Origin of the sequence: Xanthobacter agilis, assembly GCF_021730435.1 — a bacterium.
GTDB classification, from domain to species: domain Bacteria; phylum Pseudomonadota; class Alphaproteobacteria; order Rhizobiales; family Xanthobacteraceae; genus Xanthobacter; species Xanthobacter agilis.
Map to the genome: position 1 here is coordinate 119,648 of NZ_JABWGX010000010.1, position 13,768 is coordinate 133,415.

Here is a 13,768-nt window from a genome sequence, read left to right on the forward strand (position 1 = left end):
GCCGGAGCGCGATGATCCGGCGCCCGGTGTCTTCGTTCCGGGGCGAGTCCCCGTGCCCTGGCGCCCGGACACGGTTTCGACGCGCCTCATCCCTGTCCGAACGAGGCGGCCTTCGGGCCACGCCCCGAGCCTCAAAGAGCCCTGACATGTCCGCCACCAACACCGCCGATGTTTTCACTGCCCTCACCGCCGCCGCGCGGGAGCGCATCCTGGTGCTGGACGGCGCCATGGGCACCATGATCCAGGCCCTGAAGCTGGACGAGGCCGGCTATCGCGGCGAACGCTTCAAGGACTGGCCGCGCGACGTGCGCGGCAACAACGACCTTCTGAGTCTCACCCAGCCCGACGCGGTGCGTGACATCCACCTGCAATATTTCATGGCGGGCGCGGACATCGTCGAGACCAACACCTTTTCCGGCACCACCATCGCCCAGGCCGACTATGGCATGGAAGCCATCGTCTACGAGCTGAACTTCGAGAGCGCGCGCCTCGCCAAGGAGGCGGCGCGGCTGGCGCAGGAGAAGGATGGCCGCCGCCGCTTCGTGGCCGGCGCCTTCGGTCCCACCAACCGCACCGCCTCCATCTCGCCGGACGTGAACGACCCCGGCTTCCGCGCCGTGACCTTCGACGATCTCGCCGCCGCCTATGGCGAGCAGGCGCGTGGGCTCATCGCCGGCGGGGCGGACATCCTCCTGGTCGAAACCATCTTCGACACGCTGAATGCCAAGGCCGCCATCTTCGCCATCGAGGGGGTGTTCGACGAACTCAATCTGCGCCTGCCGGTGATGATCTCCGGCACCATCACCGACCTGTCGGGCCGCACCCTCTCGGGCCAGACGCCGACCGCCTTCTGGTATTCCCTGCGCCATGCGCAGCCGTTCTCCATCGGCCTCAATTGCGCCCTGGGGGCCAAGGAGATGCGGGCCCACGTCGCCGAGATCGGCCGGGTGGCGGACACCTTCGTCTGTGCCTATCCCAACGCCGGCCTGCCCAACGAATTCGGCCTTTATGACGAAAGCCCGGAGGCGATGGCGGCGCTGGTGGGCGAGTTCGCCCAATCCGGCCTCGTGAACATCGTGGGCGGCTGCTGCGGCACCACGCCGGCGCATATCGCGGCCATCGCCAGGGCGGTGAAGGACAAGGCGCCCCGCGCCATTCCGGAGCTGGAGCCGCGCCTGCGCCTCTCCGGCCTGGAGCCGTTCGAGCTGACGCGCGAGATCCCGTTCGTGAACGTGGGCGAGCGCACCAACGTCACCGGCTCGGCCCGCTTCCGCAAGCTCATCACCACCGGCGACTTCCCGGCCGCGCTGGCGGTGGCGCGCGACCAGGTGGAGAACGGCGCCCAGGTGATCGACATCAACATGGACGAAGGCCTGCTCGACAGCGAGGCCGCCATGATCACCTTCCTCAATCTCGTCGCCGCCGAGCCGGACATCGCCAAGGTGCCGGTGATGGTGGACAGCTCCAAGTGGGACATCATCGAGCAGGGGCTGAAGCGGCTCCAGGGCAAGGGCATCGTCAATTCCATCTCCATGAAGGAGGGCGAGGCGGCGTTCCGCGAGAAGGCCCGCCTCGTGCGCCGCTACGGCGCCGCCGTGGTGGTGATGGCGTTCGACGAGGAGGGGCAGGCCGACAGCTACGACCGCAAGACCCAGATCTGCGCGCGGGCCTACAAGATCCTCACCGAGATGGGGTTCCCCCCGGAAGACATCATCTTCGATCCCAATGTGTTCGCGGTGGCCACCGGCATCGAGGAGCATGCGGGCTACGGCGTCGCCTTCATCGCGGCCACCGCCTGGATCCGCAAGAACCTGCCCCACGCCCATATTTCCGGCGGCGTTTCCAACCTCTCCTTCTCCTTCCGCGGCAACGAGCCGGTGCGCGAGGCCATGCATGCGGTGTTTTTGTACCATGCGATTCAGGCCGGCATGGATATGGGCATCGTCAATGCCGGCCAGCTCGCGGTCTATGACGAGATCGAGCCGGCCTTGCGGGAGGCGTGCGAGGACGTGGTGTTGAACCGTCGCCCGGACGCCACCGAGCGCCTGCTGACGCTGGCGGAAGGGTTTAAGGGGACGGCCGGCAAGGAGAAGAGGGAAGCCGATCTCGCCTGGCGGACCTGGCCGGTGGAAAAGCGCCTGGAGCATGCCCTGGTCAATGGCATCACCGATTTCGTGGAGGCCGACACCGAGGAGGCGCGGGCGTCGGTCGCCCGTCCGCTGCATGTCATCGAGGGGCCGCTGATGGCGGGCATGAACGTGGTGGGCGACCTGTTCGGCGCCGGCAAGATGTTCCTGCCCCAGGTGGTGAAGTCGGCCCGCGTGATGAAGCAGGCGGTGGCCTATCTCATGCCCTTCATGGAGAAGGAAAAGGCGGAGCAGGGCCTGACCGCCGCCTCGACCGCCGGCAAGATCCTGATGGCGACGGTGAAGGGCGATGTCCACGACATCGGCAAGAACATTGTGGGCGTGGTGCTCCAGTGCAACAATTACGAGGTCATCGACCTTGGCGTGATGGTGCCCACCGCCCGCATCCTGGAAACCGCCAAGGCGGAAAAGGTGGACGTGATCGGTCTCAGCGGCCTCATCACCCCCTCGCTCGACGAGATGGTGAACGTGGCGGCCGAGATGGAGCGCGAGGGCTTCCAGGTGCCGCTGCTCATCGGCGGCGCCACCACCTCCCGCGTGCATACGGCGGTGAAGATCGCGCCCCAATACGAGCGCGGGCAGGCGGTCTATGTGACCGACGCCAGCCGCGCCGTGGGCGTGGTCTCGAACCTGCTCAATACCGAGACCCGCGGTGCCTATGTGGCGGAGATCCGCGCCGAGTATGCAAAGCTCGCCGACGCCCACGCCCGCGCCGACGCGGGCAAGCAGCGGGTGCCGCTCGCCAAGGCGCGGGAGAATGGCCTGAAGCTCGATTTCTCCACTTATACGCCGCCACGGCCCCAGGTGGTCGGCACCGAGGTGTTCGAGGATTACGACCTGGCGGACCTCGTGCCCTTCATCGACTGGACGCCCTTCTTCCAGTCGTGGGAGCTGACCGGCCGCTATCCGGCGATCCTCGACGATGCCGTGGTGGGCGCGCCGGCGCGCGCGTTGTTCAATGACGCGCAAGCCATGCTGAAGAAGATGGTGGATGAGAAGTGGGTCACCGCCCGCGCCGTGATCGGCTTCTGGCCGGCGAACGCGGTGGGCGACGACATCGTGCTGTTCCGCGACGACAGCCGCGTCAATCCGCTCACCACGCTGCACACTTTGCGCCAGCAGCTCGCCCGGCGCGAGGGGCGCTTCAATCTCGCCTTGGCGGACTTCGTGGCGCCTCTGGAGAGCGGGGTGGCCGATTATGTGGGCGCCTTCGCCGTCACCACCGGCATCGGCGAGGATGAGCGGGTGGCGACCTTCAAGGCGGCCAATGACGATTATTCGGCGATCCTGCTGAAAGCCCTGTGCGACCGGCTGGCCGAAGCCCTTGCCGAGCGCATGCACCATTTGGTGCGCACCAAATATTGGGGCTATGCGGCGGACGAAGCATTGTCCAACACCGATTTGATCGCCGAGCGTTATCGCGGCATCCGTCCGGCGCCGGGCTATCCCGCCCAGCCCGACCATACGGAAAAAGGCACCTTGTTCGCGTTGCTGCACGCTCCGGAGACCGTGGGCATCCATCTGACCGAAAGCTACGCCATGTGGCCGGGGGCGGCGGTGTCCGGGCTCTATTTCGCTCACCCGGAAGCCGCCTATTTCGGGGTCGGCCGCATCGAGCGCGATCAGGTGGAAGACTACGCGGTCCGCAAGGAATGGACCGTGGCGGAGGCCGAGAAGTGGCTCGCCCCCATTCTCAATTACGATCCGGCCCGGCGGGCGGCGGCGGAATGATCCGCCGCGGGCCGATCCAGCGCGGCACCCGCGCGGCATAGGCGGCGTAGGCCGGGCCGAACTTCGCCGCGAGGTGCCTGTCCTCGCGGCGGGCGGCCAGGCGGTCGGTGGCGCACGCGGCCAGGAGCGCCGACGCCATCAGCCAGGCGTTGAGAAGCGCGATCCCGATCCCCAGCACCAGCAGCATGTTGCCCACATAGATGGGATTGCGCGAGAGGGCGAACGGCCCGTGGGTGACGAGTTTGTCCGCGCCGCGGTGGGGCAGGATGTTGGTCGCGGCGCGGTGGAGCGTCACGATGGCCCATAGATCGAGGCCGAGACCCACAAGCGCGACGAACCCGCCACCGGCGCGGATGGGCAGATCCGCCAGCGCCGGCGGCCAGCCCAGGGGCACCAGCCAGCCGAGGCCGAGCCCCGCCGCCAGGGCGGCGCCGTAGAGCAGGGGCGGCCAGGGAATGCGGTTCGGCCGCGTGGTGATGGGCTGGTCTTCAGACTCGGGCACCATTGGGACAACCCTCCCTGTCATTGCACGCCCTGAGGTGGAGCACCGGGCGGCCGGGCGGTAGAAGGTCGCGTCACGAGGCCGCGCCCTCTGCTCTTGCGAAAAACATTCATATTATATAATTTCATATTATTGAATGTATTGGGCCGGCCCAATCGGCGGCGGTCGTTTGCCGTGCCCCCTCAAAATCCCCGGGAGAAACCCCATGCAGGCGTGTTCCCTCCGCGCGAAGGCTTGGTCGCCTTATGTCGCCGGCATCGTCATCGGCCTTCTGCAGGTGCCGGCCTTCCTGCTCATCAACACCGCTCTCGGGGCCTCATCGTCCTATGTGACGGTGGGCGGCACCATCGCGGCTCTGTTCGATCCGGCGATCACCCAGATCGATTATGTGGCCAAGCACGTGGCGCCCACCGGCAAGAACTGGTGGCAGGTGGCGCTGGTGGTGGGGGTGGCCCTCGGCGCCTTCGTCTCCATGCGCCTCTCCGGCGCGCGGCGCAAAGCCATCTCCCCCATCTGGGGCCGGGCGCTGGGCACCGCCAATCCCCTGGTGCGCTATGGGGTGGCGTTTGGCGCCGGCTTCCTGATGCTGTTCGGAGCGCGCATCGCCGATGGCTGCACCTCGGGCCATGGCCTCTCGGGCATGGCGCAGATGGCGGTGTCGTCAACCCTGGCGGTCGCCTTCATGTTCGCGGGCGGCATCGCCACCGCCTTCCTCGTCCTGCGCCGCATCTGACCGCCGTCAAGGAGAACAATCATGTCCGTCTTTCCGGCCATCCTGATCGGCCTCGCCATGGGGATCGTGTTCGGCTTCGCCTTCGAGAAGGCGCGCGTGTTCGAGCCCGGCATGATCGTGGGGCAGATGCAGTTCCACAACTTCACCATGCTCAAGGTGTTCCTCACCGCGGTCGCCACCGGCGCGGTGGTGCTGGCGGTGCTGCACGGCTTCGGCCTCATCAAGCTGGCGCCGAAGCCCACCTTCTATGCCGCCGACATTATCGGCGGGCTGGTGCTGGGCGCCGGCATCACCCTGGCCGGCGCGTGTCCGGGCACCATCCTGGCGCAGATTGGCGCCGGCTATCGCGATGCCATCTTCACCCTCATCGGCGGCCTCGCCGGGGCGGTGGCCTTCAGCTATGCCGAGCCGGCGCTGACGCCGCTCCTGTTCACCGGCGGGCCGGGCAAGATCACGTTCATGGATCTGACCGGTGTCTCTTACCCCGTGCTCGCCCTCGGTCTGGCGGCGGTGCTCGTTGTCGCGCTGGTGCTGCTGGAGCGCTGGCGGCCGTGGCGGGCGGATCTGGGCGCCGACGTGGACGGTGATTTCGGCCCGGCCGAAGCCACGCCCAGCGCGAACGTGACCCGTCTCAAGCCCGCGGAGTGATCGCCATGACGCCAAGCGTTCAGACGTCCATCTCGGGCGATCGACATATCGTCATCCTGGGGGCGGGCTTTGCCGCCCTCACCGCCATTCGCGAACTGCGGCGGGTGGGGGTCTCGGCCCGGATCACCGTGGTGTCGCCCACCGCCGAGCTCGTCTATGCCCCAAGCCTGATCTGGATTCCCGCCGGCCTGAGGACGGGTGACGATCTCAAGGTGCCTCTCGCCGGTTTCTTCGCGCGCCACAAGGTCGCGCACGTTTCGGCGCGGGTGGAGGGCGTGTCCAACGGCGGCCGAATCGTGGAGACCACGCTGGGGCCGATCGCCAACGATCTCCTGCTCATCGCCTCGGGCGGGCGCTATATCCGCAAGCTGCCGGGCATCGAAAACGCCATCATCCCCTGCGAGGGGATCGCCGCCGCGGAAGCCGCTCGTGACCGGATCGCGGCCCTGGAGCGGGGCACCGTGGCGGTGGGCTTCGGCGCCAATCCCAACGAGCCCTCGGCGGTGCGGGGCGGACCCATGTTCGAGTTTCTGTTCGGCCTCGACACGCTGCTGCGGCGGCAGGGGCGGCGGGACAAGATCGACCTCGTCTTCTTCAATCCCTCGACCCAGCCGGGCCAGCGGCTCGGCCCCAAGGCGGTGGGCGGCCTGCTGAAGCAGATGGCGCAGCGCGGCATCACCACCCGCCTGGGCCACAAGATGGCGCGGTTCACCCCCGATCGCGTGGAGACCGAGGGCGGGGCGTTTCCCGCCGATGTCATTCTCTTCATGCCCGGCCTCACCGGACCGGCCTGGCTCGACAACGCCTGCCTGCCGAAGTCACCGGGCGGCTTCGTGACGGCGAGCGGAACCTGCGCGGTGCCGGGCCTCGAACGAGTCTATGTGGCCGGGGATGCCGGCTCTTTCCCGGGGCCGGACTGGATGCCCAAGCAGGCCCATCAGGCGGACCTGCAGGCGGTGGCGGCGGCGCGCAACATGGCGGCGGAACTCAACGGACAGGCACCCACGGCGGTGTTCAAGCCGGAGCTGATCTGCATCGTCGATACGCTCGACGCCGGCATGCTGGTGTTCCGCAACAGCAAGCGGAATCTGGCGTTGCCGCGCTTTGGCGTGTTCCACACCGTCAAGAAGATGTTCGAGGCTCACTATCTCAGGTCTTACCGAGCTGCGTGAGCGCCCCCCACGGGACGTTGCCCCGGCCTTCGGCATAAGCGTTGGCCAGCCGGACAAAGCCGGCGACGTCGATCTCTTCCGCCCGCGCCGTTTCCGCGACGCCGGCGGCATCGAGCAGCGGCATCGGGTCCACGCCCAGCGACTTCAGGCTCTGGCGCAGCATCTTGCGGCGCTGGCCGAAGGCGGCTTCGGTCACCCGCTCCAGCATGGCGAGCGCGCACGGCAGGGGCTCGGTCCGCGGCACCAGATGCACCACCGACGAGGTCACCTTGGGCGGCGGCACGAAGGCGGTGGGCGCCACATCGAAGGCGATGCGCGCGGTGGCCCGCCAACCGGCCAGCACCGCCAGCCGGCCATAGACCTTGGAGCCGGGCGCGGCGACGATGCGCTCGGCGACTTCCTTCTGGAACATCAGCGTCAGCGAGCCGTACCATGGCGGCCACGGATCGGCGGAGAGCCAGCCCACCAGCAGCAGGGTCGCCACATTATAGGGCAGGTTCGCCACCACCCGCGCCGGTGCGTCGCCGACCAGCGGGCGCACGTCCACCTTGAGCGCATCACCCTCGATCACCTGCAGGCGGCCGGGATAATGCTCCGCGATCTCGGCGAGGGCGCCAAGGCAGCGCGGGTCGCGCTCGATGGCGATCACCTTGCCGGCGCCCAGCGCCAGCAGCGCCCGCGTCAGCCCGCCGGGGCCGGGTCCGACCTCCACCACGGTCACGCCCTCCAGCGGCCCGGAGGCGCGGGCGATGCGGGCGGTGAGGTTGAGATCCAGCAGGAAGTTCTGGCCCAGGGACTTCTGGGCGGACAGGCCGTGGCGGCGGATCACATCACGCAGCGGCGGCAGATCGTCGAGGGCGCTCACGCGGGGGTCGCCTCACGGGACAGGGATTGAGTGTCGGCAAGGCGCCGGGCGAGCCGCAAAGCGGCCATCAGGCTCGCCGGATTGGCGCGGCCGGTGCCGGCAATGTCGAAGGCGGTGCCGTGGTCCGGCGAGGTGCGGATGAAGGGCAGGCCGAGGGTCACGTTCACCCCGTCGTGAAAGGCCAGGGTCTTGGCCGGAATCAGCACCTGATCGTGGTACATGCCGATCACCACATCATAATCGGCGCGGGCTTCCGGATGGAACAGGGTGTCGGCCGGCAGCGGTCCGCGTGCGTCGATTCCCTCGGCGCACAGGCGGACGACCGCGGGATGCACCACCGCTTCGTCCTCGGTGCCCAGGGTGCCGCTTTCGCCCGCATGGGGGTTGAGGCCGGCGAAGGCGAGGCGCGGGGCGTCGAGCCCGAAGCGCCGGCGCATGTCGGTGGCGACGATCCGCCCGGTCTCCAGGAGGAGATCGACGGTCACGAGATCGGGCACCTGCCGCAGCGGGACGTGGATGGTGGCCGGCACCACGGCGAGCAAGGGCGACCAGATCATCATGACCGCGCGCGGCTCCGCGCCCGATGCCCGTTCGGCGGCACGGGCGGCGAGATATTCGGTGTGGCCGGGGAAGGGGAAGCCGGCGGCATACATCACCGATTTCGCAAGCGGATTGGTGACGAGGGCGGCGGCGGCGCCCGCCTGCACCAGGTCCACGGCGGCATCAAGGCTCGCGCGCACCGCGTCCGCGCTGGAGGCGTCGGGCTGTCCGGGGGCGGCGGTGGCGCGCGGACCCATGGGCATCACCGGCAGGGCGGTTGGAAATTGCGCCGCGGCCTGTGCCGGCGGGCAGGAGACGAGAGGCACGTCGAGGCCGAGACGCTGCGCGCGATCGGCGAGCAGCACCGGATCGCCCACCACGAAGAAGGCCGGCAGGGTGGCGCGCGCCAGCCACGCCTTCAGCGCCAGCTCGGGGCCGACGCCGGCCGGCTCTCCGGTCGTGAGCACCAGAGGGGGCGAGGCGGGCCGCGGCATCAGTGGCGATACTGAATGAGGGCGCTCTTGCGCAGCTCGTCGAGAAGCTTCTTGGATTCGGCCGTGAATTCCTTGCTGGACAATTGGTCCTTGATCTCGCGCTTCTGGGAACTCTCGCCGCGCACCTCGCGCTTGTCGCAGACCGCGAAGGTCTCGACGCCGGCTTGGCTGACCTCAGGCGGGGTCAGGCGGCCGACGGCGGTCTGGTCCAGGATCTTCTGGAGGTTAGGGGGCATGTCGGATGACAGGCGCAGCACCTGCTGGCGGACCACCACTTCCTTGAGGCCCTTCACCATTTCGATGCCGGCGTCGCAGCCGTTGAACTTGGCGCGCAGGGCGTTGGCCTCCTGCAGCCGGGCGCCGTAGGTATTGGCCTTGCGCGGCACCACGAAGATGATCGGACGCAGCGCATATTCGGTGGCGACCAGCGTGGTCTGTCCGCGCTGCTGCAGGGCGGCCACCACATCGGCGTCGCGGATGGTGACGTTGCCGGCGCGGCTGCGCACATATTGGCTCCAGACATAATCCGCCGCCAGCTTGGTCTTGAAGGCCTGGGCGTCGAGCCCGGCCTGGGCGAGGCCCTGGGTGAGCTGGGCGGGCGTGCGGCCCGAGCGTTCGGCGACCGACGCATACATGCGGTCGATGTCCTTCTGCTCAAGATCGGACTGGATCTTGCGGGCCTGCTGGATCTTGAGCCGATCGTCGATGAGCTCCTGCAGGGCGTCCTTCGCCGAGAGGCTCTTCTTGTCGATGAGCTGGAGCAGCCGCTGGCGTTGCAGCACGTCGTAGGACGTGATGGGGGTGCCGTTCACCATCACCACGATTTGCTGGGCGTGCGCGGCAAAGCCGGAGCCCAGGAGCGGGACCAGCAGGGCGAGGGCGAAGACGATCGCGGAGACGAGACGGTGAGGAATGCGCATGGTCCTTATCCGAAGCACGGCGTGCGATGGCGACAGATCGAGATGCGGATGACGACGATCGCCTCCACCCCATGGTTCCGGCCCCTGGCAGCCTGCTGTTGTCACCAAGCCCTGTGGCGGCATTGGGGCCGGTGCGAAATCCGAAAGCAGCCACGGCCCCGGCGCGGCGTCTTTCTGCGCGGGCCGGCCCCGAAGAGAGGGCCGCCCGCCCGCGTGGCGGGGAAAGCCCACGACCGCGTGCGCTGCGACTGTCAATCTACCGGGACCGCAGCCCGGCACCAATCTAGCTTGCCGGCCGGTGCAGCTCAATACGGCGCAGGCGGCCGGCTATTGCGACGTGCTGTCCGACGACGACGACGACGAACCGAACGAAGTAGAGACGCCGCCCTCGCCAAGGGTGCGCAGCCCGATGCGCAGCATCACCTTGTTCACCGGATCGGCTCCAGGTCCGTTGATGGTGTAGTCGGTGATGTAATTAAGGGCGAAGGTGAAGCAGTCGTCGATATAGCTGACGCCAAGCAGGGTATAATCGAACTCAGATTCAGCTATATTGTAGCGCACGCCGCCGGACAAGGTCCAATAGTCGGTCAGCTTGTAGGCGGCAGTGGTATAGATGCCCTCGCGCAGATCGTAATAGCCAAGCAGCGGCTGCGGCGCATAGCGGCCGTACGTGACCGAGACGCCGAGCTTGTCGATCGAGCCGCGCGCCTGCAGTTCGAATCGCTGGAGCGACATGGTGTCGTCGTCGAAACGGTAACGCGAGATGAATTCGAGGTTCTTGGTGGGCGAGTAGCCGAGCCGGGCGATGTAGTCCGAGGCGCCCGTCTCCAGGCCGGATTCGAGACCGGTGTTGGCCATGTCGCCATAGGCGAAGGAGTTTTTGCCGAACAGGCTGTAGGACTGGCCCACCAGGGCATTGAGGGTGCCGAAATTGGTGATGTTGGCCGTGTAGGTCACGCCGACGTTGGCGCGGCTGCCGCCCTCGACCCGGTCATAGCCTGAATATTTGTTGATCTCGAACAGGTTGGTGTCGTCGAACACGAGGCTCTGGGCGTCCTCATTGGGGAAGGCGCCGATGTTGGTCTCGTTCGGGCGGATGATGATCTGGGCGCGCGGCTCGATGGTCTGGGTGCCCCAGTTCTCCACCGAGATGAAGGGATAGCGATAGTCGACGCCAATCGCCGGCATGGCGCGGATCAGGTCGTCGCTGCCCGATTGCAGCGGGTTCTGGCCGGGCAGGGTGGCGCCGTACATGTAGCTATAGGGCAGGGGATCGATGTTGACCGAGGCCACATCCACCCGCGCCGTCACGAACGGGGTCCACATCTGGCCCCATGAATCGGTGATGGTCTTCTTCCAGTAGAGCTCGGCCGACAGGCGCGTGTAATCGCCAGGCGCGCCACGCAGCAGGCATTGCTGCGGGTTCGGGTTCGCGAGCGTGCACGAGCCGGTGGGAATGCCGGTGGCGCCTTCCGAGGCGGTGAGGGCCGAGGTGCCGATGAAATCGGCGTCTTCTCGCGTCAGGCTGGTGAGGTTCACCTTGATGCCGGATTCCCCGCCCCACAGCGGCTTGTCGAACACCTTCGAGTAGTTGAGCGTGCCGACGATCGGGATGCGGTCCTGGTCGTCGGTCACCGACATGCCGAGGAAGTAGAGTCCCCGCAGGTCGAAATAGGAGCGGTCGCCCTGGCCGGTGAGGTACACGGTGGAGGTCTTGGTGGTTACCGTGTCGCCAGAAAGATTGTAGTCGCGCAGGAAGGTGCGGTCGGACGCCAGCGTGCCGTCCCACCCGAAGCTCCAGAACTGGTTGATGGCGAAGTTGCCGGTGGTCTCGATGGCGCCGCGGTTGTCCCGGTAGCCGGGCAGGTAGTCCGGCAGGCCGGTCGTGGTGTCGGTGGTGATGAAGGCGTTCTTGTCGGCCTGCACGATGCCGGCGGCGCGGATGGAGTAGCTGCCGTTGATGAGGCGCTGGCGCCATTCGCCCTGCATCAACACCCCTTGCTTGGTGGTGACGGTGGGGGTCAGCGTCAGGTCGCGGTCGGGCGCGATGTTCCAGAAGAACGGGGTGCCGACCGCATAGCCGATCTGGCTCGAGGAGAAGAATTCCGGCATCAGGAAGCCGGTCTTGCGCTTCACCGTCGGGTCAGGCGAGGACAGGTACGGGAAATAGGCCACGGGCATTCCGAAAAACTCAACCGTGGCATTCTCGTAATAGATCATCCGCTCGTCTTGGTTGTGGATGATCTTCTTCGCCTTGATCTGCCACAGGGGCGGCCGGCTGGGGTCGTCGCGGCAGGGTTCGCAGGCGGTATAGACGCCGTTCTGGAAGACGGTGACGTTGCCTTCTTGGCGGTCGGCGCGAACGGCGGCGAAATGGGTCTTGTCCGGCGTGTCCAGCCGCAGGGAATCGATGAAGCCCTGCTTGAAGTCCTGGGTCAGCTCCAGGTTCTCGGCGGTGACGACCTTGCCGTCCTTGTCCTTCAGCCGAACGTTGCCGACCGCGCGCAGCAGATTGGCCTTGCGGTCCAGCACCACGCGGTTCGCCTCAAGGGTGGCGCCGTCGTAATAGATCTGGACGTTGCCAACCGCCGCGACCGTTTCCTTCTGGAAGTCGTATTCCATCTGGTCGGCCGTCACCAGCATCTTCTGGTTCGGGTCAATCTTGCGGTTCGGCAGGAGGGTGCTGGCCGGGGCCACCTGGGCGGCGGCCGGTGATGACGTCTGCTGCGCCGCAGCGGGGGCGCTGCCGGCGGACAGGGCGAGGAGGAGGCCCATCAGTGCGGACACGCCGATCCCGCGCCCGCCGGCCCAAAGGCCGCGGGTGGCGTTTTTCAGCGCTGCGATGGGGTGCGAAGTGACCCTCATCCGTCCTCCCGATGCAACAGAATTAGAGCCCCCATAACGATTCCCGCTACCGCTGGAAACCATGCTGCAGCAAGAGGATGAACGATTCCTGCCTCTCCGAGATCCTCGGCGAGCTTGGTCCCCACATAAAGCAGAAACCCCGCCGCCACGCCACCGAGAATCGTTTGGCCGACCCCGCCGAAGCGGAACACGCGCAGGCCCACCACCGCGGCGATCAGCACCATTGCCACCAGCAAAAAGGGCCGCGCCAAAAGACTTTGGAACTGAAGCCGATACCGCGTCGCGCCGAAGCCGGCGTGTTCCGCACTGCGAATAGCCGCCGGCAGTTGCCAAAAAGGCACGGTCTCCGGAGCGATCAGATTGTCTTGGACCTGGGCGGGATCGAGGTTCGTGGCAATGAGATAGGTGTCGAAGGTCTGCAGGTCCTGGCCGGGCACGAGCACGCGCGCATCGTTGAGAATCCAGGCCCCGTCGCCGAGCGTGGCGGTGCGTGCCTCCACCCGCTCCATGAGCTTTCCGTCATTTGAGAATTCGTAAACCACAACCGAGGAAAGCACGCGCCCGCCCTGGGACGAGGCGCCGGCCTGGATGATGGCCTGCCCGTCGATTCCCTGCTGGCGCACCCAGAAGTCCCGCTTGCCGGTGGCCGCCAGCGTGGCGGAGGAGCCGAACATCTGGCTCTCCAGCTCGTTGGCGCGTTCCTTGAACTCGGCGGAGACGGGGTTGAACACGCAGGTGGCGAACACGCCGATGAGGAAGGCGACAATCAGCGCGGGCGCGGTGAACTGCCAGGCCGAAAGGCCGACCGCACGCGCCACTACCAGCTCCAGCCCCCGCGATAACAGCACGAAGGTGGCAATGGCGCCGAACAGCACGGCGAACGGCAACAACTGCTCCGTGAAGGCCGGCGCGCGATAGAGGGTGACGAGGGCCACCATGGCGGTGGTGACGTTCTCCCGGTCGGCGGTGCGGCGAGCCATCTCCAGGAAGTCGACCAGCATGATGAGGCCGACGCAGCCGAAGAAGATCAGCGCTACCGCGCTCGCGAAACGCCGCGCGAAATAAAAGCCGAGGGTGGGGCCGATCATCGCGGCACGCTCATCGGGTGCGTTCTGGTGGGGTGCGCTCCGCTGGGGTGCGCGCTGCGGGCG

Annotated in this window: 10 protein-coding genes; 4 read left to right on the forward strand and 6 right to left on the reverse strand. The window is 67.2% G+C overall.

Going from position 1 to position 13,768, the window contains the following annotated elements; translation table 11 throughout:
- The first annotated feature begins 146 nt into the window (after window positions 1-146).
- Window positions 147-3,878, forward strand: coding sequence for a methionine synthase (gene metH, locus HUW53_RS09525; protein WP_237345513.1), 3,732 nt, complete (start codon window positions 147-149; stop codon window positions 3,876-3,878).
- On the opposite strand, the gene HUW53_RS09530 is transcribed toward metH, so the two are convergent.
- Window positions 3,841-4,383, reverse strand: a complete 543-nt coding sequence (locus HUW53_RS09530) for a methyltransferase family protein (protein ID WP_237345514.1) — start codon at window positions 4,381-4,383, stop codon at window positions 3,841-3,843. The two genes, metH and HUW53_RS09530, sit on opposite strands and share 38 nt — an antisense overlap.
- A 202-nt stretch (window positions 4,384-4,585) precedes the next feature.
- Between HUW53_RS09530 and HUW53_RS09535 the strand changes: the two genes are divergently transcribed.
- The 3 genes from HUW53_RS09535 to HUW53_RS09545 are packed head-to-tail and all read left to right on the forward strand — an operon-like array spanning window position 4,586 to window position 6,933.
- On the forward strand, window positions 4,586-5,113 hold the full coding sequence (locus HUW53_RS09535; protein WP_237345515.1) for a YeeE/YedE thiosulfate transporter family protein: 528 nt from the start codon (window positions 4,586-4,588) through the stop codon (window positions 5,111-5,113).
- 21 nt (window positions 5,114-5,134) lie between these two features.
- Window positions 5,135-5,761, forward strand: coding sequence for a YeeE/YedE thiosulfate transporter family protein (locus tag HUW53_RS09540; RefSeq protein WP_237345516.1), 627 nt, complete (start codon window positions 5,135-5,137; stop codon window positions 5,759-5,761).
- A gap of 5 nt (window positions 5,762-5,766) precedes the next feature.
- Window positions 5,767-6,933: an NAD(P)/FAD-dependent oxidoreductase gene (locus HUW53_RS09545; protein ID WP_237345517.1), complete on the forward strand. Its 1,167-nt coding sequence runs from the start codon at window positions 5,767-5,769 to the stop codon at window positions 6,931-6,933.
- On the opposite strand, the gene rsmA is transcribed toward HUW53_RS09545, so the two are convergent.
- The 5 genes from rsmA to lptG form a co-directional block, all read right to left on the reverse strand.
- A complete protein-coding gene (gene rsmA / locus HUW53_RS09550) occupies window positions 6,911-7,798 on the reverse strand; it encodes a 16S rRNA (adenine(1518)-N(6)/adenine(1519)-N(6))-dimethyltransferase RsmA (RefSeq protein WP_237345518.1) in 888 nt (295 codons plus the stop codon). The two genes, HUW53_RS09545 and rsmA, sit on opposite strands and share 23 nt — an antisense overlap.
- Window positions 7,795-8,832, reverse strand: coding sequence for a 4-hydroxythreonine-4-phosphate dehydrogenase PdxA (gene pdxA / locus HUW53_RS09555; RefSeq protein WP_237345519.1), 1,038 nt, complete (start codon window positions 8,830-8,832; stop codon window positions 7,795-7,797). The genes rsmA and pdxA overlap by 4 nt, the downstream gene beginning before the upstream one ends.
- Window positions 8,832-9,752, reverse strand: coding sequence for a peptidylprolyl isomerase (locus HUW53_RS09560; protein WP_237345520.1), 921 nt, complete (start codon window positions 9,750-9,752; stop codon window positions 8,832-8,834). Before HUW53_RS09560 ends, pdxA begins: the two co-directional genes overlap by 1 nt.
- Window positions 9,753-10,079: 327 nt before the next feature.
- Window positions 10,080-12,617: an LPS-assembly protein LptD gene (locus HUW53_RS09565; RefSeq protein ID WP_237345521.1), complete on the reverse strand. Its 2,538-nt coding sequence runs from the start codon at window positions 12,615-12,617 to the stop codon at window positions 10,080-10,082.
- Complete coding sequence (lptG, locus tag HUW53_RS09570; protein ID WP_237345522.1) at window positions 12,614-13,705, reverse strand: LPS export ABC transporter permease LptG; 1,092 nt, start codon at window positions 13,703-13,705, stop codon at window positions 12,614-12,616. Before lptG ends, HUW53_RS09565 begins: the two co-directional genes overlap by 4 nt.
- Window positions 13,706-13,768 lie beyond the last annotated feature (63 nt).

Bases quoted from the DNA above. Each gene is read 5' to 3' on its own strand.
- HUW53_RS09545 (WP_237345517.1), top strand. From the start codon at position 5,767: ATGACGCCAAGCGTTCAGACGTCCATCTCGGGCGATCGACATATCGTC.
- HUW53_RS09540 (WP_237345516.1), top strand. From the start codon at position 5,135: ATGTCCGTCTTTCCGGCCATCCTGATCGGCCTCGCCATGGGGATCGTG.
- metH (WP_237345513.1), top strand. From the start codon at position 147: ATGTCCGCCACCAACACCGCCGATGTTTTCACTGCCCTCACCGCCGCC.
- lptG (WP_237345522.1), bottom strand. From the start codon at position 13,705: ATGATCGGCCCCACCCTCGGCTTTTATTTCGCGCGGCGTTTCGCGAGC.
- HUW53_RS09560 (WP_237345520.1), bottom strand. From the start codon at position 9,752: ATGCGCATTCCTCACCGTCTCGTCTCCGCGATCGTCTTCGCCCTCGCC.
- HUW53_RS09530 (WP_237345514.1), bottom strand. From the start codon at position 4,383: ATGGTGCCCGAGTCTGAAGACCAGCCCATCACCACGCGGCCGAACCGC.
- pdxA (WP_237345519.1), bottom strand. From the start codon at position 8,832: ATGCCGCGGCCCGCCTCGCCCCCTCTGGTGCTCACGACCGGAGAGCCG.
- HUW53_RS09535 (WP_237345515.1), top strand. From the start codon at position 4,586: ATGCAGGCGTGTTCCCTCCGCGCGAAGGCTTGGTCGCCTTATGTCGCC.
- HUW53_RS09565 (WP_237345521.1), bottom strand. From the start codon at position 12,617: ATGAGGGTCACTTCGCACCCCATCGCAGCGCTGAAAAACGCCACCCGC.